Source organism: Modicisalibacter radicis, from assembly GCF_900961225.1.
Classification (GTDB): Bacteria; Pseudomonadota; Gammaproteobacteria; order Pseudomonadales; family Halomonadaceae; genus Modicisalibacter.
Window position 1 is genome coordinate 1 of the sequence record NZ_CAAHFN010000055.1, and the last position, 25289, is coordinate 25289.

Annotated in this window: 35 protein-coding genes, 3 tRNA genes and 1 pseudogene; 23 read left to right on the plus strand and 16 right to left on the minus strand. The window is 60.7% G+C overall.

Annotation, left to right across the window (positions count from 1 at the left end; all coding sequences use genetic code 11):
- Positions 1–404: 404 nt before the first annotated feature.
- The 4 genes from HR9077_RS07480 to HR9077_RS07495 form a co-directional block, all read right to left on the minus strand.
- Positions 405–701 (minus strand): hypothetical protein, encoded by a 297-nt coding sequence (locus HR9077_RS07480; RefSeq protein WP_136066409.1) that lies wholly within the window; start codon positions 699–701, stop codon positions 405–407.
- A gap of 9 nt (positions 702–710) precedes the next feature.
- Entirely contained in the window at positions 711–1046 is a 336-nt protein-coding gene (locus HR9077_RS07485; protein ID WP_136066410.1) for a hypothetical protein, read from the minus strand.
- 447 nt (positions 1047–1493) lie between these two features.
- A complete protein-coding gene (locus tag HR9077_RS07490) occupies positions 1494–1790 on the minus strand; it encodes a hypothetical protein (RefSeq protein ID WP_136066411.1) in 297 nt (98 codons plus the stop codon).
- Between the two features lie 161 nt (positions 1791–1951).
- Positions 1952–2896, minus strand: a complete 945-nt coding sequence (locus tag HR9077_RS07495; protein WP_244613087.1) for a phage portal protein — start codon at positions 2894–2896, stop codon at positions 1952–1954.
- On the opposite strand from HR9077_RS07495, the gene HR9077_RS22320 reads away from it, so the two are divergent.
- Entirely contained in the window at positions 2895–3020 is a 126-nt protein-coding gene (locus HR9077_RS22320) for a hypothetical protein (RefSeq protein WP_280178417.1), read from the plus strand. The two genes, HR9077_RS07495 and HR9077_RS22320, sit on opposite strands and share 2 nt — an antisense overlap.
- Positions 3021–3267: 247 nt before the next feature.
- A protein-coding gene (locus HR9077_RS07500; RefSeq protein WP_136066413.1) for an IS3 family transposase occupies positions 3268–4402 on the plus strand; the annotation gives its coding sequence in 2 pieces (ribosomal slippage) (positions 3268–3536 and positions 3535–4402; 1137 coding nt in all).
- 18 nt (positions 4403–4420) lie between these two features.
- On the opposite strand, the gene HR9077_RS07505 is transcribed toward HR9077_RS07500, so the two are convergent.
- Complete coding sequence (locus tag HR9077_RS07505) at positions 4421–4831, minus strand: hypothetical protein (protein ID WP_136066414.1); 411 nt, start codon at positions 4829–4831, stop codon at positions 4421–4423.
- On the opposite strand from HR9077_RS07505, the gene HR9077_RS07510 reads away from it, so the two are divergent.
- From HR9077_RS07510 to HR9077_RS07520, 3 genes are read left to right on the plus strand one after another with little or no spacing between them, the layout of a single operon-like run.
- Positions 4830–5348 (plus strand): phage tail protein, encoded by a 519-nt coding sequence (locus tag HR9077_RS07510; RefSeq protein WP_244613089.1) that lies wholly within the window; start codon positions 4830–4832, stop codon positions 5346–5348. The two genes, HR9077_RS07505 and HR9077_RS07510, sit on opposite strands and share 2 nt — an antisense overlap.
- Before the next feature lie 35 nt (positions 5349–5383).
- Entirely contained in the window at positions 5384–5680 is a 297-nt protein-coding gene (locus HR9077_RS22115) for a type II toxin-antitoxin system HicA family toxin (RefSeq protein WP_244613091.1), read from the plus strand.
- Positions 5681–5693: 13 nt separating this feature from the next.
- Positions 5694–6119: a type II toxin-antitoxin system HicB family antitoxin gene (locus HR9077_RS07520; RefSeq protein ID WP_136066415.1), complete on the plus strand. Its 426-nt coding sequence runs from the start codon at positions 5694–5696 to the stop codon at positions 6117–6119.
- Positions 6120–6176: 57 nt separating this feature from the next.
- Here HR9077_RS07520 and HR9077_RS07525 read toward each other — a convergent pair whose 3' ends face one another.
- Positions 6177–6524, minus strand: coding sequence for a S24/S26 family peptidase (locus HR9077_RS07525; RefSeq protein ID WP_136066416.1), 348 nt, complete (start codon positions 6522–6524; stop codon positions 6177–6179).
- A 250-nt stretch (positions 6525–6774) separates the two neighbouring features.
- Between HR9077_RS07525 and HR9077_RS07530 the strand changes: the two genes are divergently transcribed.
- From HR9077_RS07530 to HR9077_RS07550, 5 genes and pseudogenes are all read left to right on the plus strand, one after another.
- The gene (locus HR9077_RS07530) at positions 6775–6963 is read left to right on the plus strand and encodes a type II toxin-antitoxin system HicA family toxin (RefSeq protein ID WP_136066417.1); all 189 of its coding nucleotides are present in this window, start codon (positions 6775–6777) and stop codon (positions 6961–6963) included.
- 3 nt (positions 6964–6966) lie between these two features.
- Positions 6967–7359: a type II toxin-antitoxin system HicB family antitoxin gene (locus tag HR9077_RS07535; protein WP_136066418.1), complete on the plus strand. Its 393-nt coding sequence runs from the start codon at positions 6967–6969 to the stop codon at positions 7357–7359.
- 103 nt (positions 7360–7462) lie between these two features.
- Entirely contained in the window at positions 7463–7618 is a 156-nt protein-coding gene (locus HR9077_RS07540; protein WP_136066419.1) for a DUF4113 domain-containing protein, read from the plus strand.
- Between the two features lie 92 nt (positions 7619–7710).
- Positions 7711–7989: pseudogene (locus HR9077_RS07545) on the plus strand (IS3 family transposase); the annotation flags it as partial.
- Positions 7973–8539: a tyrosine-type recombinase/integrase gene (locus HR9077_RS07550; protein WP_136066420.1), complete on the plus strand. Its 567-nt coding sequence runs from the start codon at positions 7973–7975 to the stop codon at positions 8537–8539. The pseudogene HR9077_RS07545 and the gene HR9077_RS07550, both read left to right, overlap by 17 nt.
- A gap of 352 nt (positions 8540–8891) precedes the next feature.
- Here the strand turns inward: HR9077_RS07550 and HR9077_RS07555 are convergent, their stop codons facing one another.
- The 3 genes from HR9077_RS07555 to HR9077_RS07565 are packed head-to-tail and all read right to left on the minus strand — an operon-like array spanning position 8892 to position 10957.
- Positions 8892–9443 (minus strand): hypothetical protein, encoded by a 552-nt coding sequence (locus HR9077_RS07555; RefSeq protein ID WP_136066421.1) that lies wholly within the window; start codon positions 9441–9443, stop codon positions 8892–8894.
- 16 nt (positions 9444–9459) lie between these two features.
- On the minus strand, positions 9460–10629 hold the full coding sequence (locus HR9077_RS07560; protein WP_136066422.1) for a hypothetical protein: 1170 nt from the start codon (positions 10627–10629) through the stop codon (positions 9460–9462).
- 43 nt (positions 10630–10672) lie between these two features.
- Complete coding sequence (locus HR9077_RS07565) at positions 10673–10957, minus strand: helix-turn-helix transcriptional regulator (protein WP_136066423.1); 285 nt, start codon at positions 10955–10957, stop codon at positions 10673–10675.
- 99 nt (positions 10958–11056) lie between these two features.
- On the opposite strand from HR9077_RS07565, the gene HR9077_RS07570 reads away from it, so the two are divergent.
- The 13 genes from HR9077_RS07570 (at position 11057) to HR9077_RS07625 (ending at position 20658) form a co-directional block, all read left to right on the plus strand.
- Positions 11057–11263, plus strand: a complete 207-nt coding sequence (locus HR9077_RS07570; protein WP_136066424.1) for a helix-turn-helix domain-containing protein — start codon at positions 11057–11059, stop codon at positions 11261–11263.
- The gene (locus HR9077_RS07575) at positions 11260–11844 is read left to right on the plus strand and encodes a hypothetical protein (protein ID WP_136066425.1); all 585 of its coding nucleotides are present in this window, start codon (positions 11260–11262) and stop codon (positions 11842–11844) included. The genes HR9077_RS07570 and HR9077_RS07575 overlap by 4 nt, the downstream gene beginning before the upstream one ends.
- On the plus strand, positions 11841–12056 hold the full coding sequence (locus HR9077_RS07580) for a hypothetical protein (protein WP_136066426.1): 216 nt from the start codon (positions 11841–11843) through the stop codon (positions 12054–12056). Before HR9077_RS07575 ends, HR9077_RS07580 begins: the two co-directional genes overlap by 4 nt.
- 369 nt (positions 12057–12425) lie before the next feature.
- Positions 12426–12770 (plus strand): hypothetical protein, encoded by a 345-nt coding sequence (locus tag HR9077_RS07585; protein ID WP_136066427.1) that lies wholly within the window; start codon positions 12426–12428, stop codon positions 12768–12770.
- A 14-nt stretch (positions 12771–12784) separates the two neighbouring features.
- Positions 12785–12883 carry a tail virion protein G7P-2 gene (locus tag HR9077_RS22460; RefSeq protein WP_458692915.1) on the plus strand — a complete coding sequence of 33 codons (99 nt, stop codon included), beginning with the start codon at positions 12785–12787 and terminating at the stop codon, positions 12881–12883.
- A 103-nt stretch (positions 12884–12986) separates the two neighbouring features.
- Complete coding sequence (locus HR9077_RS07590; protein WP_136066428.1) at positions 12987–13268, plus strand: major coat protein; 282 nt, start codon at positions 12987–12989, stop codon at positions 13266–13268.
- A gap of 85 nt (positions 13269–13353) precedes the next feature.
- On the plus strand, positions 13354–14835 hold the full coding sequence (locus HR9077_RS22010; protein ID WP_210725885.1) for a hypothetical protein: 1482 nt from the start codon (positions 13354–13356) through the stop codon (positions 14833–14835).
- Positions 14836–14838: 3 nt separating this feature from the next.
- Positions 14839–15189 (plus strand): DUF5455 family protein, encoded by a 351-nt coding sequence (locus tag HR9077_RS07600; RefSeq protein WP_136066429.1) that lies wholly within the window; start codon positions 14839–14841, stop codon positions 15187–15189.
- Positions 15189–16256 carry a zonular occludens toxin domain-containing protein gene (locus tag HR9077_RS07605; RefSeq protein WP_136066430.1) on the plus strand — a complete coding sequence of 356 codons (1068 nt, stop codon included), beginning with the start codon at positions 15189–15191 and terminating at the stop codon, positions 16254–16256. The genes HR9077_RS07600 and HR9077_RS07605 overlap by 1 nt, the downstream gene beginning before the upstream one ends.
- Positions 16237–17511, plus strand: a complete 1275-nt coding sequence (locus tag HR9077_RS07610; protein WP_136066431.1) for a secretin N-terminal domain-containing protein — start codon at positions 16237–16239, stop codon at positions 17509–17511. Before HR9077_RS07605 ends, HR9077_RS07610 begins: the two co-directional genes overlap by 20 nt.
- Positions 17508–18272: a TraX family protein gene (locus HR9077_RS07615; RefSeq protein WP_136066432.1), complete on the plus strand. Its 765-nt coding sequence runs from the start codon at positions 17508–17510 to the stop codon at positions 18270–18272. Before HR9077_RS07610 ends, HR9077_RS07615 begins: the two co-directional genes overlap by 4 nt.
- Before the next feature lie 70 nt (positions 18273–18342).
- Complete coding sequence (locus HR9077_RS07620) at positions 18343–19638, plus strand: hypothetical protein (RefSeq protein ID WP_136066433.1); 1296 nt, start codon at positions 18343–18345, stop codon at positions 19636–19638.
- Between the two features lie 3 nt (positions 19639–19641).
- Complete coding sequence (locus HR9077_RS07625; protein WP_136066434.1) at positions 19642–20658, plus strand: phage integrase; 1017 nt, start codon at positions 19642–19644, stop codon at positions 20656–20658.
- 49 nt (positions 20659–20707) lie between these two features.
- Here the strand turns inward: HR9077_RS07625 and HR9077_RS07630 are convergent.
- The 7 genes from HR9077_RS07630 to HR9077_RS07660 form a co-directional block, all read right to left on the minus strand.
- A tRNA-Thr gene (locus HR9077_RS07630) sits at positions 20708–20783 on the minus strand.
- Positions 20784–20799: 16 nt separating this feature from the next.
- Positions 20800–20874: transfer RNA gene (locus tag HR9077_RS07635), tRNA-Gln, on the minus strand.
- Positions 20875–20880: 6 nt separating this feature from the next.
- A tRNA-Phe gene (locus tag HR9077_RS07640) sits at positions 20881–20956 on the minus strand.
- A gap of 91 nt (positions 20957–21047) precedes the next feature.
- A complete protein-coding gene (locus HR9077_RS07645) occupies positions 21048–21320 on the minus strand; it encodes an oxidative damage protection protein (RefSeq protein WP_136066435.1) in 273 nt (90 codons plus the stop codon).
- On the minus strand, positions 21317–22417 hold the full coding sequence (mutY, locus tag HR9077_RS07650; protein WP_136066436.1) for an A/G-specific adenine glycosylase: 1101 nt from the start codon (positions 22415–22417) through the stop codon (positions 21317–21319). Before mutY ends, HR9077_RS07645 begins: the two co-directional genes overlap by 4 nt.
- Positions 22418–22484: 67 nt before the next feature.
- A complete protein-coding gene (locus HR9077_RS07655; protein ID WP_136066437.1) occupies positions 22485–24797 on the minus strand; it encodes an AsmA family protein in 2313 nt (770 codons plus the stop codon).
- Complete coding sequence (locus tag HR9077_RS07660; RefSeq protein ID WP_136066438.1) at positions 24794–25240, minus strand: acetyl-CoA sensor PanZ family protein; 447 nt, start codon at positions 25238–25240, stop codon at positions 24794–24796. The genes HR9077_RS07655 and HR9077_RS07660 overlap by 4 nt, the downstream gene beginning before the upstream one ends.
- Between the last annotated feature and the right edge of the window lie 49 nt (positions 25241–25289).

Genomic DNA, 25289 nt, shown 5'->3' on the forward strand with positions numbered 1-25289 from the left:
ACTCGACCGCCTTCACCTTGAACTCAGTGCTGTAACGTTGTGTCTTCTTCCCCGTGATGATTGCGGGCATCGGTTTTCTCCTCCGTGGGAGTTATCGATGCGTGTCCACTAAACCGGGGGAGGTCCATACCCACAAAAAAGCCGCCCTGTTAGGCGGCTTTCTAAATTCTGCAAACGCTTGATATTGCTGCGCTTAAAATGGTGCTGGCACCAGGAGTCGAACCCGGGACCTACTGATTACAAATCTAAAAAACCTTCCAATAATATCAATAACTTAATCGACAAAAACCTACGTAAACCAACATCCCAAAAAATGAAAAATCAATAGACTACGTTGATAGGCTACACAGCTTTTAAACAAAACCAGAGAAGCTCACAATGTTTCCCCCGATCTTAAGGCTAGGCTAGGAAATATTAAAAACCACCCTACCGCAGTGGGGGCAATTCACACTATGAACATTTACCATCCCTGCACCACCTGCCTGCGCATCGTCATCTGTACCAGAAACCCCCTGGCCTCGAAAAATATTCTTCATCCCACCTAATAAATACATCTCCTTCTCCAACCTCGAATAGGCGTTAAAGAACTTTTTACTCTCCCTCATGCTCTGTATACTTTCTTCTGCAAGCGCTTTATTTAACCGCTTCAGTTCTGAAGCAGCCCTTTCCAGCAATTCTTCCAACGCCTCTTCACTTTTCATGAACACACCTCAAATATTAATCACAAAAAACGCCACTATACCTATCATTCCTACCAGAAAACCGCCAATTGCGCTCGAGAGAACAACAATGCCTAACCCGGGATGAGTTTGAGCTGACAAGTCAGCTTCATTCAGGACGTCACTCGATAAAAGCACCATCACCAACCCTGAGGCAATCACTGATATCACTAAAGAAATGAGGGAAACTATTACAACCCATGGGTGACATGGGGCAATAAAGACATCCTTCATAAACGCAACTATCACTAGTATAGCGCTACTGCTTAATGTGGCAATACTCTTGAATGACTCAACCAACAACCTCTTTCCTTCGACTTGAGACATAACTCTCTCCGAAGCTAGAGGCAGCAAGTGCCTCAAGGCATACTTATAGAAATGTTAGTCAAACTCCACACTCCCTACCAACAAGAACCACCAAACCTCTAAAAAACAAACCTGAAAAAATTATCGCATTAAAGATAAATAGTGAAATAGTTTACCTCCAATAACACTTCATAACATTGCAGCCTTGGATAAGGCTTTTCACAAGCAAGGAAAGCGCTCAAAACTGCATCGATCCGCATAAAAATCCAACCCGTTAAAACCGCCGCGAGCCCTAGTAGTGGCGCGGCCTGGCGCCAGATGCAACGTTGCATCATTTCCGACCCATTTAGCCCGCAGGCGGGGCGGGGAGTCGACGGCGCGGCGGCGGTGCTGGCTAGGGCGAGCTGGCGTGAGCAATGACGGCCAGCCCTGAATAAAAAGGCCGCCCCACCGGGCGACTGCCTGAACTCAGAAATGCCTCTCGAACAGGACGAGGTGGCATCTCGCCGCGATGCATCCGTGGAACCAAAACGCCACGCCCAGCATCCCGAAGAGCCCCCACATGGCGAGCGCCATGAGAGTGATTCCCGCATCGTTTGTTGCCTGAATCAGATCACCAAGCACGGCTTTGATGATCAGTCCCCAGTACCCCGCGACGCAGAACGAGACGCTTCCCAACATGGCCAGTGCCCATGAAGACCATTGCGGCAACGGCGCCCGACGGGCCTCCACCCAGTCCCGAACCATCCGCAAGAAAATAGACATACCCACCCCTCCAGTTGTAAATGGTCCCGTCACCCTATCAGCGCGCCGTTGCCAGTGGTTCGGTGTAATTGCCGTTTCCGCGCAATTACAGCTACGCGACGACGACAGCGTCCGAGCACGAAAAGCCGCCTCGGTGGGCGGCTTGATCAATCGGGCCATTATCAGGCGAGCGGCGGCGACTCCTCCTTCGCGTTTCCCAGTTCATACGGGCGGAACCGGACCACCTCCTCCCCAACGATGTCATTGATCTCGAGGAACACCGCCTGGAGCGGTTCCAGCTCGTTGTTGACGAACACCCGCGCCGCTTTCTCGACGTCGCCGAAGCCGCCGACGTTGTCTGGCATCACGCCCATGAGCTGCGGTGGCACCCGGTGGCCGGCGAGCGCGTCGTCGCGGGTGGTCTTCTTGATGCCGGCGAACTCGTCCTTGGCGGCGACCTCGCTCAGCGGGATCACCTGGATGCCATCCTTCTTGCCGTCCGGCGAGTGCATGAACAGGTTGCGGAAGTTGCCCATGCCGCGCGAATCCTTGAGCGCCTCGCGCATGGCGTCGACGTCTTCCTGGTTCACGTTCGGGTCGCTCACGTACATGATGAACCCGGCATGCGATCCGTTGAGGTAGTAGCGGCGCCGGAACAGCGTGGCGTTCTCGTTGAGCAGGATCGACTGCAGCGCGCCGAGGTAGTCCGGCACGCCGTAGATCTCCTGGTTGATGTCCGGCTCGAGCAGGTGGATGACCGAGCCGCGCTCGAACTCCACCGGCTGCCGCCAGTCGTAGGTCCACCAGTATTGCCCCGCTTCCACGCCACGCCGCGTGTAGCGCGCCTGTGCCGGACGAATCTCGAGCAGTCGGCCCAGCCGGCCGAACACCTGCTCGGCGTAGGCATTGCCGAAGATCAGGTAATCGTTGACCAGCGACCGGAATGCCTGGCGGCTCAACAGCGGATGCGGAATGAACGACCGGCTCAGAATGTTGCGCTTCACCTGCAGCGACGAGCCGTGGTGCGCCGTCGCCCGGTACGTCTTGGCCAGCGCCGGGAGATCGATGGGCGGCTCGTACCAGCGCGAGCCCAGCATCCAGCAGCCGGTATACAGAAAGTCCTGCATGTCGATGACCGGCATCGGCTCGCCGAACGTGAAGGCCTGGGCCCGCGAAGTACAACGCGCGCTCGAGCAGGCCCAGCGCGACGCCACCGCGCGCGGCCGCTCGTCGATGTGGGACCGGGAGTGATCACGATTCACGGGCCGAGGATGAAACCGGCTGAGCTGGCTTATGAGTCAGAAAGGCGATCAACCAACTCGCCTTTCTATCCAGGCCAGGCTCCACGTGAAGAATCGCAAGAACACAAAACCACATTGTCAGGAAGGCGGACGAAAAGATGGCCAACAGACACCAGGCAATGAACTGCCCTTTGAAGTGGACCCCGAAATTCGGACCAGGCGCTAAGCTCTGATCATTCCGACAGGAGGACCTGATCATGAGCAGGAAACGCAGGCAATACAGCGCCGACTTCAAGGCCAAGGTGGCCCTCGCCGCCCTCAAGGGCGACGAGACCACTTCGGAAATCGCTGCCCGCTTCGAGATCCATCCGACTATGGTGAGCCAGTGGAAGCGCGAGTTGCTGGACAACGCCACCGGGATTTTCGAGGGCAAGGGCGACGGCAAGGCAGCCCAGAAGACCCAGGAGGAGATCGACACGCTCTACCGTGAGATCGGCAAGCTGACGGTGGAACGCGATTTTTATCACGCAGGCTCGATCGTTGAGCCGGGTCCAGCGCCTGGCACTGGTTGAGCCGCAGGCGCCCGACATGAGCCTCCGACGCCAGTGCCAGTTGCTCGGTATCAGTCGCTCCTCGGTGTACTACCGGCGCAAGGCCCTGGGGAGCTACGATCTGCAGCTGATGCGCCTGATCGACGAGGAACACCTGCGCACGCCGGTCTATGGTTCTCGGAGGATGACGGTCCATCTCAACCGCCTGGGCCACCCGGTGAACCGCAAGCGCGTCCAGCGACTGATGCGCCAGATGGGGCTACAAGCGGTGTATCCCAAGCCGTGCACCAGTCGCCCCCGGGAGGGGCATCGGATCTATCCTTACCTGCTGCGGGGGCGTGTCATCGACCGCCCCAATCAGGTGTGGGCGACCGATGTGACCTACATCCCACTGGCACGCGGGTTCATGTACCTGGTAGCCATCATGGACTGGTGCAGCCGTCGTGTGCTGGCCTGGCGAATATCGAACACCCTGGATGCGGACTTCTGCATCGACGCCCTGGAGGATGCCCTGGCGCGCCACGGACCGCCTGAGTTCTTCAACTCCGATCAAGGCTGCCAGTTCACCAGCCAGGCCTTCACCGAGGTGCTGGAGGCCCATGATGTTCGGATCAGCATGGACGGCAAGGGCTGTTATCAGGACAACATCTTCGTGGAGCGGCTCTGGCGCAGCGTGAAGTACGAGTGCGTCTACCTGAAGGCCTTCGAAGATGGCGCTCACCTGCGTGAGGAGCTGAAGCGTTACTTCACGTGGTTCAACAAGGAGCGGCCCCATCAGGGCCTGGACGATGCAACACCCGATGAGGTGTACTTCAATCAACCACTGATCCAGGCGGCCTGACGCCTGATGACAAGGTAGTCAGAGCTTAGCTCGCCTGTCAGGTGGTCCAGTGAATGGGGTCCACTTCACTTCGGCGGCGCTCAACTCGGCAGGTGCGATGTCCTGTGGCGTCAAACTGGACGCATACGAGGCCACGATGAGTGCGAAGCCAGAAACGACCGAGCCCGCTACCGATTTCATGGAATGCCCCTTGCTGGCGACGACCCCGACGACGGCACCGATCATGAGTAGATACCCCTCGATATCCACCTTATGGATCGCCTCTATCAACGCCCGGTCGGAGACCCCCATTGGTTGAGTCCACTCAATGAGCTGTTGGAATCCATACAGCGCCGACATGAGAGGAATCCCGTAAAAAAACACGGTGTAGAAACTTCGTAACAGGTTGAACTCAACCCAGTCCCAAACTTGCTTGAGAGATTTTCCCATGCTCATGGCCCTTGGCATGTTCGTCTTCGAAACCCGCTCGGTACCCTACCAGCAACTGCAACGCCGCACCGAGTGGCGCCACGCCTCCCAGTCGCGCGTCGGCGAGCGGCCGGCGTATCAGTTCGTCGGCGCCGGCACCGACACCATCACGCTCTCCGGCACCCTGCTGCTGGAATTCACCGGCGTGCGCGCCTACTGGAACGACCCGCGCGAGGCGAAACGCCAGGTCGTCATCGCCGGCGGTACCGAGAAACTCAAGGAGCTGCGCGCGGTCTCCGTCAGCGAGGCCGACGCCACGGATGCCGCGCGCTCCGAATGGCAGCGCATCCAGCGGCGCGCCGCCCTGTTCGAACTGACGCTGGCCCACGGTCGCGCCGATCTCGCCGCCGAGACGCCCGTGACCGTCGCCGGTTTCAAGCCCCCGATCGATGGCACCGACTGGCTGATCACCGACGTCGAGGACATCCTCGACGACAACGGCTACATCACCCGGATACGCTGTGAGGTGAAGGCGTAGATCTCCCGCCGTCAGCGCACGACCTGCCCAAAGCCATGCAGGGTTATTGGGGTTATGAAATACTTGCACAGCCATCAATGCAGGGTTACTATAACTCCATATTCAACGGCAAGGAGCAGGAGGTGGACAGCAGAGCACTGATCAAGGAACTGAAGCGGGACGGCTGGGAGCTGGTCAGAGTCAACGGCAGCCATCACCACTTCAGACACCCCACCAAGCCCGGCACCGTCACGGTGCCTCATCCCAAGAAGGATCTGAAAACGGCTTGGTCAAGGGAATCAGAAAAAGCGCCGGCCTCGCATGAGGCCGGACCCTGCTGCCCCAGTCACTGACGGAGATCGACCCATGTTATTTCCCATCGCGATCGAGCGTGGCGACGACGAACACGCCTATGGCGTTGCCGTGCCAGACCTACCCGGCTGCTTCTCGGCCGGCGACACGTTAGAAGAAGCGCTGGCCAACGTGCGCGAAGCCATCGAGGGCTGGCTCGAGGTCGCGGTCGAGCACGGCGATCCCATCCCCGAGGCGAAGACGGTCGAGAGCCACGTCGACAATCCCGACTACGCCGGCTGGATCTGGGCGGTGGTCGACATCGACGTGACCCCGTACCTGGGCAAGAGCCACAAGATCAACGTCACGCTGCCCGACCTCCTGGTCAAACAGATCGACGACTTCGTGGCCCATAACACGGGCGACAAGACGCGCTCCGGCTTTCTCGCCCGTGTCGCCATGCAAGAGCTGGCACGCGCCCGGACAAAAAACGCGGACTGAGGCAGAAAGGGTTTAGGTTTAAACGATGGCACGCCCTGCGAGGCTTCCCGCCGCTGATCACCACCCATACCGCCGCGCCTGACTCACCACCACGCCCCGCAACAGGCTCTGCCGCGCCCGGATCGCCCCGCTCCGGTCGCGCGGCGGAATCAGCAACAGGCTCCCGCCAAGCCGAAACGCCTGATACAACCGCTGCTCCTCGTCACAATCCACGATCACCAGGTCGTCGTGCTGGGCGGTGCGCGCCTCGTCGACCACCAGCACGTCGCCTTCGATCAGCGGCCCATCGACGCCGGCGTCCTCGCCAATCTCCACCAGGTAGCAGCTCGGCGCGAACTGGCTGACGTCGTATCCATGCAGTGCCGGGTGGTCGATGCCCGCGACCAGCGGACCCAGGTAATTCACGATTATGCGTCTACTCTGCAACCCCTTGTTTTTTCGGTTTTATCCGGCCGCGCGTTGAATGCCAAACCGGCCGGCGCATTACATTAGCATTTGCCTCTCGGCGCCGCTTCGCCGAACACTGTATATGCAAACAGCATTCGGCGTGAAGGCAATTGCCCTGCCACGGACTCGAATACCCGTAGCGCCGAGATGGCCGGCTGACTCTCGGCACGGCTTGCAACGCGCCGAGTCTTGCGCAAAAATACACAACATGAAGAGCGCAGACGTTATCAAGCGACTGGCAGCCGAAGGCTGGCAATGCGTCGGGGGCAAGGGCGACCACCAAAAGTTCAAGCATCCCGAGCGCCCGGGCCATGTCGTCGTCCCCCATCCCCGCAAGGACATCGCCACCGGCACGCTGCGCAACATCTATCGACAAGCCGGCTGGGCCTGGAGGTAACACATGCTCTACCCCGTATACGTTCACAAGGATGCCGACAGCGCCTACGGCATCACCTTTCCCGACTTTCCCGGCTGCTTTTCAGCCGCGGATGACATGGCCGACCTGCCGCGCATGGCTCAGGAGGCCGTGGAAGTGCATTTCGACGGCGAGGACCTGCCCATCCCCGTGCCGTCGGCGCCGGAAGACTGGCAAGATGACGAGCGGTTCCAGGGCGGCTACTGGATGCTGCTCGATATCGACCTGTCGCGGATCAGCACCCGCGCCGTGCGGGTCAATATCAGCCTGTCCGAATCGCTGGTCGCCCGGATCGACGATCACGCCAAGGCGCGTCACCTCAGCCGCTCCGCCTTCCTGGCCCTCGCCGCCCAGCACGAGATGACACAGTCGCAGTAGTCCCAGCGATCCCGGCACCCACGCAAAACGCCAGCCCAAAGGTTGGCGTTTTCATTTCGATACACCCCAGAGCGAGGCCGACCGTAAACGCAGCCAGAAACTGATGCCCACCATGGACGAACTCAATAAGACGACGGGGCGCGGCACGGTGCGGCTGGGCATGCCAACCGGCAGCGCGGCTTGGCACCTGCGCTATGCGAATCGAACGCCGAGATGGACCACAAGGTGGGAAGAATTGCCTCATGCCAAGGCCCGATAGAAGATACTTCTAATTTACAAAAGCCATTAGGGCGCATACAGGCGAGGATAGAATGGCGAGAAACAAACCATGGACCCGAGACGAGCTCATCCTGGCGCTGGCCAGGATGGCTATCGCGCATCGAGGATGCGGGATTGATTCGATCGATGTCCCGCAAAGGCTGCACGCCGGATAACGCTGCCTGTGAAGGCTTCTTTGGGCGTCTCAAGACTGAATTCTTCTATCCTCGAGATTGGCGTGGCACGACGCTTGAGCAATTCATGACGAAAGTTGATTCGTACATTTGCTGGTATAACGAGCATCGGATCAAGGTATCTTTAGGTGCTCTGAGCCCACGGGAATACCGAGAGAGCCTTGGGATCGCAGCATGAAAGAGTCCAAGAAAAGTGCCGCACCCCCTTTCGGACTTATAGCTCCGGCGTCGACACCGAGATCCAGCAGCTGCTTCAGCACTTCAAGTCGCTGCACAACCGAGATTGCTACTACATCACCCTGCTGTGTCTCACCACCGGCGCCCGCTGGTCCGAAGCCGAGACACTGCGCGCCGAGAACGTCGGCAAGGATCGCATCACCTTCGTGGCCACCAAATCCGGCAAGAATCGCACGATCCCGGTCGATCCCGACCTCGCCGGCCAGCTCCGCAAGCGCCGCCAGATAGGGCGCCTGTTCGTCACATCCTACAAGGTGTTCAAGGAAGGCATTCAGGCAACCGGCATCAGCCTACCGCCAGGACAGCTTACGCACGTCCTGCGGCATACCTTCGCCAGTCACTTCATGATGAACGGGGGCAACATCCTGGTCCTGCAACGCATTCTCGGCCATCAGTCACTGACCATGACCATGCGTTACGCGCACTTCGCGCCGGACCACTTGGAGGATGCGGTGAGATTCAATCCTCTCGCCGCTGTAGACACAATGTAGACACCCACAAAAAAGCCGCCCTGTTAGGCGGCCTTTTAAAATCTGCAAACGCTTGATATTGCTGCGTTTAAAATGGTGCTGGCACCAGGAGTCGAACCCGGGACCTACTGATTACAAGATTTAGCTAATGTTTTTCATTGCCTGTCTTTATCTGTAAAAACAATTACTTATAGAGACTTTGCTAGCCTGTAAGCTCCTTTATCGGCTAGTTGTGTGGACAAGATGTAGTCATCTTCTGGCGGCGGATATTGAAAGATTCCGATACCGGACTTTCTAGACTTAAGGACTTCAATAGCCCACTGGAGATAACATTATGTAGTCATGTCAAGCGTTTACCCGCATCTGCATATTATTATTCAGAATCACTTTTGCCCTCTTCAAAAATACCTTTTTTATGAATCCACCCCAAGTTGTTTTCAACTACAAGGTGCATCAAGGGCGAAAATATATTAAAAAACCCAATAACCAGACCGAGTTTATTAAATTCGGCCATTATGCCTAAAAAAACACTTGCGACATATAAATCTACAAACCTCCAATAAGCCCCCATCTCATTATCTATGAACTCGACATTATAATATAAAAGAAGATATGTGGCGCAGCAGTATAGAAGACTCAGCCCACCCAACAAAGTTTTATGTTGCGGCATGCCTTTGCTCAAAGGTGCGGCGGCAAAAAGCACAGCCAATGGTAAAAGTATTTCCTTTGCAAATAACAAATCAACTACTTTTTCCGTATCTTTATCGATTATCAGTGCTAGCGCCATAAGATCAAATACAACTAAAAAACATATCAGCAAACCGATAATTAACTTCAACACTCGCTTTAAGCACCCCAGCACCTTAAAAAGGAAATAGTACGCCCCTTTAACCCTCTGGTTATTATAGAAATCAAAGCTAAACATTATCGTGCCCCCAGCGCTATTTTTTTGTTGCCTTAACAACTTTTTCTACACTCTCTACTATTTTTGTAACTCCATCCGTAACTTCGGGATTATCGTGCCTATCCTTCTGATCGGCGAACATATAAATAAATTCTTCATAACGGGCAATTGAGGCATTAATATCGCCTTCACTTTCCTTAACAACTTCTAAATGGTCTCTTTGAAAGGAAGTGATTGCAGCTTTATATTCAATATCTTGCACTAAGCTTTCTACATCCCTTTCTTCTCTGATAACTATCCTAAGAAAATATACAAGGACTAAAATCAAGGATATTTTTATAATACCTAATTTTATATCAGTTACTGTTATGCCATGCCGAATGGAGTCGTAAACATCATTGCTGGCCTCTTGATACACATTCCCAACGGGGGCCCTGTAAACCGAAACAGTTTCAGCTAATTCTTTTTCATCATCACTAAACAAGCTTAGCTCAAAAAAATTCCATGCCAAAATACTTAGAATCGCCCCCATAAGAGCGTATCTAAGAATTTTTATAATCCGGAGCTTGTTTGCAAGCTTGGTCGAGTATTTGCTCAACCCTTTATAAGCAGTAACAAAACTAGTTTCTCCTTGCGCTGCACTTAACGTTTTTTCTGTGTCTTCTAGCCTCTTTTCTAAGACTGCCTCTTTTTCTTCTAGCTTTTTAAAATTACTACTTACTACATCACTAATTCGCTTATTTAACTGGCCGTCTTTCTGAAAAACCTCAATTTCAAACCTACCTCTTGTTATGTACGACTTGTAGATCACCTCCCCCCGGGTCATGGGGCTGCTATCTTTATTCGAAAGCATCACTTCCAAGCTACTAAGGCTTCTCCCAAGCGTGCTATTAAAGCTCGACAACTTGCGCGCTTCGGAGTAAATAACATATAGGGCTGCCCACATAGCAGTGGACTCCTTCCCTTTTAAAGCTTTCTCGGCAGAGAGAACCAGAATATTAATTGTTTTATCCCAAAAAGCGCACCCATCATTTTGCTCAAGCAGCTTGTAATAACTTATAATTTTCTTTAAGTCTTCAACTAATTTGTCAGCACTTAAATCCACCCCTATCGAATTTTCTTTAAAGCCATGCTTCTGCCCACCCAAATACTGTAATGTATCACTGACCTGGCGCAGCTTAGATTTATTTGTGCCATTTAAAGCCATATTTATAATTACCCTCCCCACCAATTACCCATGACCCGTTTGGCTACTCGGTATCCGTTCCCGTCGGCTTAAACGCTTTGCGCGCCTTTTCTATTTCCGGGCTCACCTGGCCGGCTTCTTCTAATACCTGGTCGTTAACAAGCCACATCGTGTACTTCGGAAAGACTGACAGCACTTGTTTCACTGTTTTCAGAGAACAAGCCATTCTCCCTTGCTCAGTGCTAATCAGAGTTTGTTTCTTTATGCCTGTGAGATCTGAGAACTCTTGCCGCCCCATATCCTCGGCTTCACGGATCGCACGAATTTTCTCGCCATCAGTCGTTGACACTGTGCCATGATCCTACTATATTGAGATCGTGATACAGCGACGCCCATCGCCGCTACTACGAAAAAGCCTACCACAGACAAACAAAGGCGGGTTACGACAATGGAAGAGAACCAAGCGCCCCAGGTCCCGGCCCACGTGCCACTGATGACCCAAGAGCGTTTCGCCGAACTCTCCGGCCTGACCGTCGATACGGTCTACGGCCACATCCGTCGCGGCTACATCCCCGCCGTCAAGGTCGGCAAGTACCGCATGATCAATCTGGCCCTGCTGCATACGCAGTGCCTCCAGGCGGAGGAATGGGCATGATCACCTTCCGCCACGTCACCGACTCCCTGGGCGAGTCTCTGTTCTTCCAGGTCGACGGCCGCGAAGCCGGCTTGGTCGCTCAGGACCTCGACGGCAGCTATTACGTCTACTTCGCCGACATCGCCGACGCGCCCCGTGGTGTCGCTATCGAGCGCGCTACCGATCCCTGCAGCAAGGGTGCCTTCGTCAACGGCTACGCCTCCGAGGACGACGCCCTCGCCCTGGTCTACCGCACCTACGGCGACGAGCCTGACGAGCCTGACGAGCCCGAATGCTGGCTCTGTGACGGCTGTGGCGAGGTTGAAACCTACAAAGCCGATGGCGCCCCCATCACTGTCGGCTGCCCCGCGTGCGTCCAGCGTGACCGCGATCACCTCATCGCCAAGCTGACCGTCGACAACATTCGTCTTCGTTACGCCTTCGCTCGCACCGCTTCCCGCGTTCCCAGCGCTTCGGCCCCCGTGGTTATCCACACCCCGTTCCCTGCGTCCACCGGGGCCGCTTTTTATTCCCAGGCGCTCTCGCGTCCACTCCTGGATGCGCAGCGCAATTCGACCACCCCCACGAGGAACACCCAATGACCACTGCCAACGGCAAGAAACAACCCGTTCGCGTGTTCCTGGAACAGGACGATCATTCGCGCTTCCTGGTCCAGGCCGGCACGCACCGACTCACCCCCTCGGCCCTGGGCGAACTGCTCATGCAGAACGGCCTTGAGCGTTTGGAGCGCGGCGACCTGTCACCGCTCGGCCTCGAAGCCACCGACGCCCCGCGACCCGGCTCGGGTTCCTAAAGATGTTGTTGCCTGCCCGTCACCCGTCGCCCCTCGGTCGCACGGCTCCCCGAGTCGGCAACGGCCCCGCCGTCACACCTCGCGCAGCGACGGTTGACGGCGGGGCCGGGGTCGACTGCCGTGCGGGCCGACCGAGGGGCACGGGTGCGGCGCAGGTAACCGCCTGCCCGGAACCCCGAGCCCTGAGGGAGCGGGCTGGCCGTTGCCTCCAGGGCCGCGACTACGGCCGTGCCGCGCTCCTCTACGCCCAGGCCGAACACCTAACCCGGATGATTCACGGCGAATCACCCGACACCGCAGAGCTAGCCGTGCTCGCTCACCACTGCCAAACCCGTGCAGCCCAGCACCCACGCTAAAAAGGAAACCACCATGATCAACACCATGATTGCCCGCGTTATCGGCGCCTCTCGTTACGAATTCGAAGGCCGCAAGGGCGGAAAACTCAGCATCATCGACGACGCCGACGCCAGTAACGACAACCAGGTCGGCCTCCTGCACTCCGAGATGTCCGCCGAGTACTCGGTCGTCGACCAGATCCGCGACAGCGGCGCCCAGCTGCCCTGCAACCTCGAGATCGACGTCGACTTCCGCACCGTGCGTTCCAGCAGCAACGCCACGCGCACCACCCTGCACGTCGTCGCCATTCGCGTGCCCAAGGCCTCCGGCCACCCCGGCGGCCAGTCCTCCAAACCCGACGCCAAAAGCGCGTCATAACCGGAACACGAGCCATGGACGCTGACCAGTTCACCAGTCTGTGGCTCCTGATTTATTGCATCGGGCTCGTCGCGGTATTCGGGCTCGGCGCAATAAAAGGGGGCCAACGATGATGACCGTCCCGGAAATCATCAGCTCCCTGCTAGGTGCCTACGTCCTCGGTTGGGCGTGGGGAACATCAATGCTTGCCTTCAAGCGCTTTATGGAAGTCTCGACATGACCGTTACACACATCGCCAAACAGCATCTCGACAAGACTCGCGCGCTGGCTGGACGCCTCAACGCCAAGGCCACCGCCGGCATCGCCGGTGCCAGCGCCCTGGTGGTGGCCGGCACCGCCTCCGCCTCCGAAACCAGCTCCGCCGCGCAACAAGCCTTCGACTCGTTGCAAAGCCAGGCCACCGACATGGCCTCCAGCGCCTGGCCGGTGGTGACCGCCATCGTCGGCTCGCTGCTCGCCATCGGCCTGTTCAAGAAGTTCGCCAACAAGTCCACCTGAGCGGTGGCCAACCAAGAGGGGGCCGCTTGGCCCCCTTTTTCATCCACCGGCATTGCCCACCCACCCGCACGAGAGAGACGCCGCCATGCTCAAACGCCTGCTGCTGATCGTCGCCCTGGTGCCGGTGGTGTTCGTCAGTATCGGCGTGGATACAGCCCATGCCGAATGGTCTCAACAGTGCGGAGCAACCGCGAGCAACTCCCGCCCCTCAAAATCCGCGACGCTTGCTGATGTCCGCTCTTGGGTGGATAGCTGCGTTAATCACTCACGCTGGGAGGGGTATTCCTGGTATGAGGATGTGAGCTTTATTGTCTACGGGACGGAAGATCCTTATTACAAGGCCATCCTTAAAGTCTATTTCTGGCAACCGAAAGCGAGTGACATTCCGTCCTCAGCTTTTCCGGATGCGCCGGTTTTTGACCATATCTACACCGACGAGCAGTGCCAGGCCCAGTACGGTCACGCCACTGTGCTCAAGGGCGAATTCGAAGCCCCGCCCTACGACCAGGGCGCGTGTTCTCTGACCCCCTCCGGCAAGGGCGTCGGTGTCTGCACCAAGACCAACGCCAACGGAGATACCGCCCCCGCCGGACAGTGCTACCTGACCGGCGACTTCGATGCCACCTCCACCGGCGAGGTCAACGACACCGACAGCAACGTCGAACCGAGCGACGACCTCCCCGACTACCTCACCGAGACCGACGACCCCGCCACCTGCTCCGGCGGCTACGTCGGTTCCGGCGGCTCCTATTACTGCTACGACGGCGGCGCCAATCTCAACGTCGGCGCCTTCGACGCCGAAGGCAACCCCATCACCCTCGGCGAGGAAGGCGCCTGGGACAGCGACGGCAACCCCATTGAGCTCACCGAGGGCGCTTTCGATGCCGACGGCAACCCCATCGAAACCGGCGGCGGTCTGTCCATCGGTGGCGGCAGCTGGGGAGATCCCGGCGGTGGCGACTCGGGGGGCGATTCCGGCGGCGGCTCCGGCTCGGGTGGTGGCATCGACTGGGGCGACGACGCCGACGAGCCCACCGGCTCCACCGATGAGAACGGCGATCCGTTGGGCCAGGGTGACGGGGAAGGCGATTCCACCCTGGGCGACGTGGTGGGGGCGATCAATAAGCTCAAGACCACCGTGCGCAACGGCTTCGATGGCATCGTCGACAAGTTCACCAGCACCGACGGCGCGCCCGACGAGTCCGACATTCGCGGCGACTTCGATGGCCAGGGCGTGGCCGATGACGTCATGGAGACCCTCGAGACCGACAACGAAGAGATCGACGGCGACCTCACCGAGCGCTACCAGGATCTGTTCGAGAGCGATTCGAGCATCGTCGGCCAGGCGGTCGGCTACGTCCGCGACAAGGCCACCGGCTGGCTGCCCGAACTGCCCTCGGGCGGCAACTGCTCGCCGCTGGAGTTCACCTTCCAGGGCCACACCCTCAGCATCGACTGCCGCGTGTTCGACCTGATCAAGGCGGCGCTCTCCTGGATCCTGTTCTTCTTCACCGCCTACCAGATCACCATGATCGCCCTTTCCTACCGCAACGGCTCGGAGGCCTAAGCCATGGGCGCCTTGCTGGCTCGCTTCGCACGTATTCTGCTGCCGCTCGCCGAAGAGTTCCTGCGCCACTTCGGCAAGCTGTTCCTGCGCTTCTTCCTCTGGCTGCGGGTCGCCCGCTTCGGCCTGTTCCTGATCAAGGTGGGCATCATCCTCGGCCTGGTCAGCGTCATGGCCGATGCCATCACGGCGGTCATCGATGGCCTCACCGTCAGCATGCCGCCGCTGCTCACCGACGGCTTCAACCGCATCATGCCCGACAACTTCGGGACCTGCGTGTCGGCCCTCGTCCTCGCCAAGCTCGCCGTCTGGACGTTCGCCATCAAGGACCGGCTGGTCAGCCTGGGGGGCCTGTAATGGCCGTCTATGTCGTCACCGGCAAGCTCGGCGCGGGCAAGACCCTGGTCGCGGTGGGCAAGATCCGCGACAAGCTCAACCGCGGCTGCAAGGTCGCCACCAACCTCGACATTCGCCTGAACAAGCTGGTCGGCGAGAAGCCCAGGAACACCCGTTTCTACCGCATCCCCGACAAGCCCACCCTGGTCGACCTGCAAGCCATCGGCCAGGGCACCGAGAGCTACGACGAGAGCAAGAACGGCCTATTGGTTCTGGACGAGTGCGGCACCTGGTTCAACGCCCGCTCCTGGAACGACAAGAGCCGCCAGGACGTCATCAACTGGTTTCTCCACGCCCGCAAATTGGGCTGGGACATCATCTTCCTGATCCAGGATCTCTCGATCATGGACAAGCAGGCCCGCGTCGCGCTGGCCGAGCACGTCGTCTACTGCCGTCGTCTGGATCGCCTGACGCTGCCCTTCGTCGGCGCGCTGTGGTCGATGACCGCCGGCGGCAAGGTGCCCATGCCCAAGCTCCACCTGGGGATCGTCAAGTACGGCGACAGCCCGACGTCGATCGTCGTCGAGCGCTGGACCTACACCGGCCGCTCGCTCTACGCCGCCTACGACACCAAGCAAGCCTTCTCCGATCACTACCCCCACGGCACCTACAGCCAGCTGCCGCCCTGGTTGACCCATGGGCGGCTGCGCGTGCCCCGCGATCTGAGGTTCGCCATGAAGATCACTCGCATCTACTGGAAGCGCTTCAACCGCCCCCTGCTGGCGATGGCCGGCTTCGTCCTGGGCATCGTCCTGACCACCTCGATCCTGGTCGTCGACGAGGTCAACGCCCGCTCGCCAGCGACCCAAGAAACCGCACTCCCTAAGCAGGATCTCGGCGCGTTCGCCGACTACCGCATCACCAGCTACGCCCGCCTGGGCGACACCACCACCTACCGCCTCCTGGACGGCGACAACCGGCCCACCACCAGCGACGACCTGGAGCGCCAAGGCCTCCACCTCGTCCCGATGGGCGCCTGTCTCCTCCGCCTCGAACAGGGAACCGACCATGTGGACCTACGCTGCTAGCCGCACCGCCATAGCGATTATCCTCGGCCTGGTGTCGGCAATCGCTTACGCCACGCCGATAGAGATGGATGACACCGATGTGCGAGATTTCGTACGTTGGTATGCGCAAAAGACTGACACGGCACTCGCCATCGACCCCGCCGTCGACGGCACCCTGACCGTCTACGCCCCGGACGTCAGCGATGAGGCGCTGCCCGACTTCTTTCGCGGCGTGCTCACCGCCCACGGTTACCGGATCGTCCCCGGCGATCCGCCCACGGTCACGCCCACGCGCCCCGGCGACTTCTCCCAGGCGCTGGACACCGGTCCCCGGGAACCCCAGGCGACCCGCGTGCTGGCCTTCGACCATCTGCGCGCCCAGGACGTCGCGCCGATGATCGACGCCTACCTCAACCGCGCCACGGGTCAAGCGGGAAGCGTGGGCCAACTCAGCCGCGCCTCCAGCCAGGTACTCGATGCCGGCAACGCCCTGCTGGTATCGGGCGATGCCCAGCGAATCACCGACCTGCAGACCCTCTTGCCGCAAATCGACGTCAGCCGCCCCCAGGTACTGATCCGCGCCATCCTGTTCGAGACCAACGACGGCGACACCTTCGACCTGGGCGTCGCGCTGGGTCGTGCAAGAAGTGGGGCCGGGCTCGCCGGCGGCGTGAACACCAACGCCCTCGGCACCACGCTGGCCACCCCCGGCGGCTCCTTCGGGATCTTCGACGGCAACGTCCTCGCCCTGGCCATCAACGCCCTGGAGCGCAATAGCCAGGCCAAGGTGCTCTCCACGCCACAGATCCTGACCCTGTCCGGCCAGTCCGGGCGCATCAGCGTCGGCCAGAACGTGCCGTTCGTCACCGGCCGCGTCACCGGCGAAGCGGCCAACATCGAAAACCCCTTCCAGACCATCGAGCGCCGCGACGTGGGCGTCTCCCTGGCCGTCACCCCGGTCGTCACCGGCGCCGGGCTGGTGATCATGGACGTCAAGACCCAGGCCGACAGCCTCACCGACTCCCTGGAAGCCTCGGACATCATCACCAACCAGCGCTCGATCATGACCACCGTGCAGATCCACTCCGGCCAGACCGTGCTCCTGGGCGGACTGGTCAGCGAGGAATCCAGCGAATCGGTCTCCAGCGTCCCCGGCCTGGGCTCGATCCCGCTGATCGGCCGGCTGTTCCGCAACACCTCGCGCAGCAGCGAACACCGCAAGCTCTACGTGCTGCTGCAAGCCACCGTCCTGCCCACCCTGGAGGCCGCGTCATGAGCCACGCCATCGATAGTTTTCGCCGCGACGATCGCCAGACATCTAATAGCGCCGCACTATTCAACGCCTGGGTGCCTCTCGCCCAGTGGCTCGCACTGGTCACCATGACCGTCGAGCACGCCTGCCGCTTCCTGCTGCCGGACGATTCGGCCGTCACGCCCTGGGCGATCACCCTCGGGCGCATCGCCTTCCCGCTGTTCGCCGGCATGATCGCCTGGCACGCCTGCCACAACACCCGCGACCCAATGCGCTATGGCTTGCGGATCCTGCTGATCGCGCTCGTCGCGCAGCTGCCCTACGCCCTGGTCGAGCACACCCTCCGGCTCAACGTCTGCTTCACCCTGGCCTGCGGTCTGTTCGGCATCGCCGTCATTCAGCGCTGGGAGGATCGCTCCCTGACCTATGCCAACGTCCTGTCTGTCACCGTCCTCTGGCTCCTGGTGGGCAATGCGGTGGAATACGGCCACCTGGGGCTGCTGCTGGTCCCCGCTTACTGGGCCGTCTTCCACTACCGGCGCCACCCGCTGCCCCTCGTGGCCCTGCTGGTCATCGTCGCCTTGCTCAATGCCGCCCCGCTGCACGCCCTGGTCAGCCTGGTTGCCGCCGGCGTGCTGATCGTCGTCACCCAGGTCCGGCCATGGGCGCCCCTGGACCGCCTGCCCGCCATGCCTCGGCGTCTATGGCTGTCCTGGTACCCGGCCCACTTCGCCGTGATTGCTGGCCTGGTGGTCGTGATTGAGGCGGCGAGACCCGCCCTGTAGCACGTCTCGCAGAGTGACAACGAATACCGCGCTTACCTGCCAATAATCGTCTTTATCGGATATAGATTTTATGAACCGTTGGGAACGCTACTCGCTCGAATCACTGCGACAGGGCCGACAGGATGATCGGGGTTCTCTGTTCATCAGTCCCAAGGGCCAACGCGAGCTTAACGGCATCCGGTTGCTCAATGCCGGCGTCGATACCGTGCGGCAGCTCTACCGGGGCCAGCCCTGCCTGTCTCAGTTCGACCAGATCATCGAGGCGTACCAGGAAGGTCGCGGAGCGACCATCGACCTGTTCGGTCACACCTGGAGCGTGGGCGCCGGCTCGTCCGGCTCAGGCTTCCGCTATCGGCTGCAGAACAACGAGCTTGGCGTGATCGTGTTCTTCCAGGCCCGCCACACCAAGGTCGAGAACCTCGGTACCCACCTGAAGATCGAGCTCTCGCCGCACTTCATCCAGGAACGCGATCCCCAGGCGTGCCAGGACTTCATGTACAACATCGCCGCGCACATGCTGGCCCACGTCGAGCCCGCCGGCTGCGCTATTCACCTCGCCCTGGACCTGCAAGGCTGGCAGCCACCCCGCGACTTCATGGACCGCTTCGTCACCCGCTCCAAGCGTGTCACCAAGCTCAACGGCGTCTCCGACTTCGAGATCACCACCGGCGAGATCGCCGCCCAGTACGCCTACGGGCAGAGCTACCTGTTCGGCACCGCCGGGGCCCTCCAATGCGCGCTCTACAACAAGACCCGCGAAGCCCATAGCCGCGACAAGCTGCACTTCTGGGAAGGCATCTGGAAGCAGGCCACCGGCGACGACCCGCTCGATGAGCCCTACGACCCCGACCAGGACGTCTGGCGCATCGAGATGCGCTTTCACCAGTCCGTGCTCCGCGAGTACGCCCAGGGCACGCCCTGCAACGTCGACACCGGCGAAGTCCTCGACATGGACCACGGCTTCGCCCGCTTCATCGACGTCGTGCCGCACCTCTCCGGGCTCTGGCGCACCGCGCTCAAGGCCTACCGCCTGGATTACGCGCGCAACCTGATCGACCCCGCCTGGCAACTGTTCCAGGAAGATGCCCGGTTCTACGCTCACGCCCCGCACTTCCTCTACAAGCGCGCCCGCAAGCAACCCGGCCTCGGCAACGAAAAGAACGTCTGCCTGGCCTTCGGCAACCTCCTCTCGATCTACGCCCGGCAAGGCTTCCGCACCCATGAGGCCATCCGCTACCTACAGAACTCCGGCATGTGGGACGACCTCGCCGACTACTACCGCCGGAGAGGGGTCGGCAAGGACGACTTCAGAAAGCTGGTGGAACAACGACTCGTCGAACGACGATTGCTGGGCAGGGCCGCGTAAACGATGGCTGTCCGGAAAACCGATAAAGGCTGGCTCGTCGACCTGCGCCCCAACGGCCGGGACGGCAAGCGCGTGCGTCGTACATTCAGAACCCAAAGCGAAGCCCGACGCTTCGAGAACAAGATCCTCGCCACTATCGCCGATGGCTCCCAGTATGCCCCCGCCAGGAAGGATCAACGCCGTCTGAACGACCTGATCGACCTCTGGCACCGCCACCACGGCAGTTCCCTCAAGGCCTCTCGGGAACGTGTCCGTTCGCTGCGCAAGGTAGCCGAGGCCATAGGCAACCCCATCGCACAAACCTTCACTGCCCAGGACTGGGCCGAATACCGCGCCAAGCGCCTTGAGGAAGTCGCCCCGATCACCGTCAATCACGAACACACTTACCTCAAAGCCGTGTTCTCAGAACTCGAACGCCTCGGCCTCTGGACGCACGGCAACCCCCTCGCCCGCATGCGCCTGCTGCGCGTCGAGGAAACCGAGATGGCCTATCTCACCGACGACGACATCTCACGACTACTCCAGCATCTCAAGGGCCTGCCCAATCGAGACTGCTACTACATCACCCTGCTGTGCCTCACCACCGGATCGCGCTGGTCCGAAGCCGAAACCCTCCGGGCAGAGAACGTCGGCAAGGATCGCGTCACCTACGTGGCCACCAAATCTGGCAAGAATCGCACCATACCCATCGCGCCACGCCTCGCTGGCCAGCTGCGGAAACGCCGCCGGATCGGCCGACTGTTCGTCACTTCGTACAAGGTATTTGGGCAGGCCATCAAGGACACCGGCATCGCATTACCGCCCGGACAATTGACACATGTCCTGCGGCACACCTTCGCCAGTCACTTCATGATGAACGGGGGTAATATCCTGGTCCTGCAACGCATCCTCGGCCACCAGTCGCTGACCATGACCATGCGGTACGCACACTTCGCACCGGATCACCTGGAAGACGCGGTCAAACTGAACCCGTTGGCAGGCGTGGACAAAATGTGGACACAACAAAAAAGCCGCCCTTGAGAGGCGGCTTTCTAAAATCTGCAAACGCTTGATATTGCTGCGTTTAAAATGGTGCTGGCACCAGGAGTCGAACCCGGGACCTACTGATTACAAGTCAGTTGCTCTACCAACTGAGCTATGCCAGCCCCAAGGGCGTTGGCGTGGCTGGGGTAGCAGGACTCGAACCTGCGAATGCTGATACCAAAAACCAGTGCCTTACCACTTGGCGATACCCCAGCATTTTGGTGGCCAGAGACGGAATCGAACCGCCGACACGAGGATTTTCAATCCACTGCTCTACCGACTGAGCTATCTGGCCGTTGCCAACGGGGACGCATTAAACCGTAAACCCCGTCGGCGGTCAACCCTGGCTTTTCAAAAAGATGCTGGTCGATTCGCCGGCCCTGCGCTCACTGCGCGGGCGGCACGTAGCCTTCGGCCTGGTCGCTTTCGCGGTTGTCCAGAAAGCGCTCCATCTGGTCCATCAGGTAGTCGCGGGTCTGCGGCTCGAGCATGTTGAGGTGCTTCTCGTTGATCAGACGCGTCTGCCGGGCCTGCCACTCCTCCCAGGCCTTCTTCGACACGGTGCGCTGGATTTCCTGGCCCTTCTCGCCCGGTAGCGGCGGAAAAGGCAGGGCCTCGAGCTCTTGCTGGTATTTGCGACAGAACACGGTCTGCGTCATCGCGAGCGCTCCTCGGCTTGCGTCGTTGAATGGGCCAGTCTATCCAGCAGCGTCTTGACCGGTGCGGCCAAGCCGATGCTTGCCGGCTCCCGGAGGTTATACCAGAGTCGACCCGGCTCGGTCACGGCAGTGGCGGCACGCGTCAGCCGTACCGGCTGCGGCACGATGTGCAGGCGAAAGTGACTGAAGGTATGGCTGATCGTCGGCCAGGCCCGCTCGCGCTGCGCGTCCGGGGCGTGCCTCGCCAGCCAGGCATCCAGCGCCGCGTCGTCGTCGAACTGGGGAAAGCCCCATAGCCCGCCCCACAGTCCGCTCGCGGGACGCTGTTCGAGCATGACCCGCCCCTCCCGGTCGCACAGCAACAGCATGCGGGTATGCCGCTCCGGCAATGTCTTGCGCGGCTTGGGCTCGGGAAAGCGGCTTTCCTCGCCGCGGGCATGGGCCTGGCAGGCGTCGTTGAACGGGCAAAGCAGACAGCTCGGCTTGCCGCGGGTGCATAGCGTCGCGCCCAGGTCCATCATCGCCTGGGTATAGTCGGCGAGCCGCGTATCGGGTGTGTAGTGCTCGGCGAGCCGCCACAGTTCGCGACTCACCGCGGTTTTGCCGGACCAGCCCTCGACGGCATGCAGGCGCGCCAGTACGCGCTTGACGTTACCGTCGAGAATCACCGCGCGGCGCCCGCTGGTAATCGCGATGATCGCCCCGGCGGTGGAGCGGCCGATGCCGGGCAACTCGGCCATGGCGTCGACGCTGTGCACCGGGAACTCGCCGCCGTGCGACTCGACGACGATCTGCGCGGCGCGATGCAGGTTGCGCGCACGGGCATAGTAGCCAAGCCCGGTCCACAGGTGCAGCACCTCGTCGGGGTCGGCATGCGCCAGGTCCTCGACACGCGGAAAACGCGCCATGAAACGTTGGTAATAGGGGATCACGGTGGCGACCTGGGTCTGCTGGAGCATGATCTCGGAGACCCAGACCCGGTAAGGCGTCTTGTCCTGCTGCCAGGGCAGGCTGGTCCGACCGTGGCGATCGTACCAGTCGAGCAGGCGCGCCTGGAAAGCCTGCGGTGTCAGTTCGATGATCAACGGTTGCGTCATGGTCAGGAGCGGCACACATAAAAAAGCGCCGACTCGTGAGTCGGCGCAGGACTGGCTTGCTATAACTTCAATTCAACAGACCGCGGATGGCATCGCGAAGTTCCTTCGAGGATTCCTCGCCGCCGAGTTTTTCCTGAATCTTCTCGCCGATCTTCTCGGCGGCCTTCTGCTTGACCTCGTCCTTGGCCAGCTCGGCCAGCGAGCGCTGGAAAGCCTGACGGTCGAAGCCACACCACTGCTGGGGGTCGCCGGAAAGCTGGCCCTCGCAATGCACCGGCAGAGGGATGCGCTCGAGCCGCGGATTGACGTTGCAGGCGGCATCGGCGGTATCCACGAAGCGCGCCCGAGCGTCGTAGGCGAAGCGCTGGCTGGCCAGATTGACATTGCCGTTGCCGGTCAGTTCGATGCCGGGAACGGTGATCAGCAGGTCGTCGTTGTTGAGCACGCCGTCGACTGCCCTGACGCTGCCCTGGAGCTGCTCGAAGCGCGTGTCCGGGCTCCACTCCCGCGAGGTGCTCTCGCCTTCCAGCGCCGCCACCGCGGTGCACAGCTCGCGGGAGACGTTGACGTTGAATATCGCGCCATCGTCGACATGGAAGTCGGCACGGCCGTTGAGATTGCGTAACAGGGTGTCCGGACTGTTGGTACGCGAGGTGAAGTCGCCGGCCACCGTCAGCCGGCCACGCAGCGGCGACGGCTCGCCGGTGTAGTCCTCGACCAGCGGCACCACCTGGACGCCTTCGAGGCGCTCGCGGAAGGCCCAGCGAATCGGTGTCTCACGCAGGTCGAGCTCGCCGCCGAGATGCGCGGTGCCGTCATACAATCGCGCGTCGAGACGCTCGAGCGCCAGCTGCCCGCCATCGCCGCTGACCACCAGTGCGGGGTCGATCAGCGTCAAGCCCTTGACGATCAGCGTCTCGAGCGCCAGCTGGCCATCAAGCTCAAGCCCGCGCAGGGCCTCGACCGGAACCAGTTCGGCGGAGGCCTCGGCGGCCGCCTGGGCAATGCCGATGCCGAGCGTCTCGAGCAGCGCCGTGGCTTCGTCGTCGGCCGGCGCTGCGTCGGGCGGCGGCAGATAGCTATCCAGGTCGAGCTGATCGCCCTGCAGGTCGAAGCTCAGCGAGTCGCCATCGAGCCCCACGGCGAGGCGACCGGTCAGCGTGGTATTGTCGACCAGCAACGTCAGGCTGGAAAGCGTCGCCCGCGCGGTATCGCCCTTGACCGGGCTGGTCAGGGCGACTTCCTCGAGCGCCGCCTCGTCGGCGGTATCCAGCGTCACCCCCAGGCGCTCCAGCCACGGACGCAGCGACAGCGGCGCCAGGTCGACCTTGCCGGTGTAGGTCGGCTCATCGAGCAGCGAGTTGACCGTCAGGTTGCCGGTGAGCTCGAGGCCGTCGTCGCCGGTCAGCTTGATGCCCTGCAACTGGGCGGTTTCATCGCGGGTGTTGGCCTCGGCGGCGAAGGCCAGGGTCAGCGGCAACGCTGACTCGCCCAGTGCCGGGTGGTCGAACTCGCCCTCGAGCCGGCCACCCTCGATGCGATAACGACCGTCCCGGACCTCGGCGATCAGTTGCTTGGCATCGAAGTCCAGCGTCTGCTGCCGCTCCTGCAGGGCGGCGAAGCGGGTCCGGGAATCCAGCGCCAGCCCGGTGAGCTCGTAGCGACCATCGTTGAGCCCCAGACGCACCTTGCTCTGCACGCTGACCTGGCTTTCCAGCGCCGGCGCGGCGCTGTCGACCGTGAAGCTGGCCTTGAGCGGAAAGGCATTGACCGGGTTGACGTCACTGCTGGTCAGCGCCAGGTCGCGCACCGTGACATCCAGGTCGCTGCGCCGGTCGGCATAGCGCACTTGACTGTTCTTGACCTCGACGTTGGCAATATCCAACGCCACGCTGGGGCCGCCGCCCTGCATCGAAGGCCCGGCCGAAGCCGGCGCCAGCGCCGACTCGGCGTCGTCGCCCTGCGCCTCGAGACGCTCGAGCAGCACTTCCCAGTTGCCGCGCCCCTGGGCATCGCGCACCAGGTCGAGGCGCATCCCATCCAGCGTCAGGCCGTCGATGGCGATCTCGCCCGACAGCAACGGCGCGAACGCCAGACTGACTTCGGCACGGTCGACGGCGGCGAAGGCGTCCTCCTGGTGGGGGTGTTCGGGCAGCCAGGCTTGCGCGTCCTCGACGCTGACCCCGATGCGCGGATAGAACGACCAGCTCAGCGGGCCCTCCAGCGCCAGCTCCAGGCCGCTCTGCTCCTTGACCGCCTCGACCAGACGCGGCTTGAGGTCGTTGGGGTCGAAGAAGGTGGTGACATAGATCACCGCAGCGACGACCAACAGCCCGAGTACGCCGACTGCCGCGAGCAGTATTCGCACCAACCTCTTCATTGGCTTCCTCCAGAAGCGGGGGTCATGAGTTCGAAATAGGCACCGTTCTCTTCGAGCCGGTAGCCCAGCCTCACCAGCAGTAGCTGGCTTTCAAGCGGTAACTGGTCGGCCTCGATGCGCAGCGCATTGTCGCCAGCCGCCGCGGCGACCAGCGCCATCAATCGCGAGCCGACACCGCGTCGCCGTGTCGACTCGCGGACGCAGAAATGCGACAGCCACCAGGCACCCGGCTCGTGATGCATGCCGACCGCCGCCAGCAAGCGCCCGTTGAAGCGTGCGCAGCAGAATTCGCCACCGCCCTCGAGGTGCTCGCGCACGAACGTCTCGGCGGGTGTCGGCAGCAGTCCCGGCGAGGCATCCTGATAGATGCGCGACAGGTCCGCGCCGGCCTGGGGGTCCGCACTCCAGCGGGCGTGGTCGAGTCGTTCCAGGGTGACTGGCATGCATCCTCTCCGTGGCCAGGGGCGCCGGCGTATCGCTCCCATCGTTGGC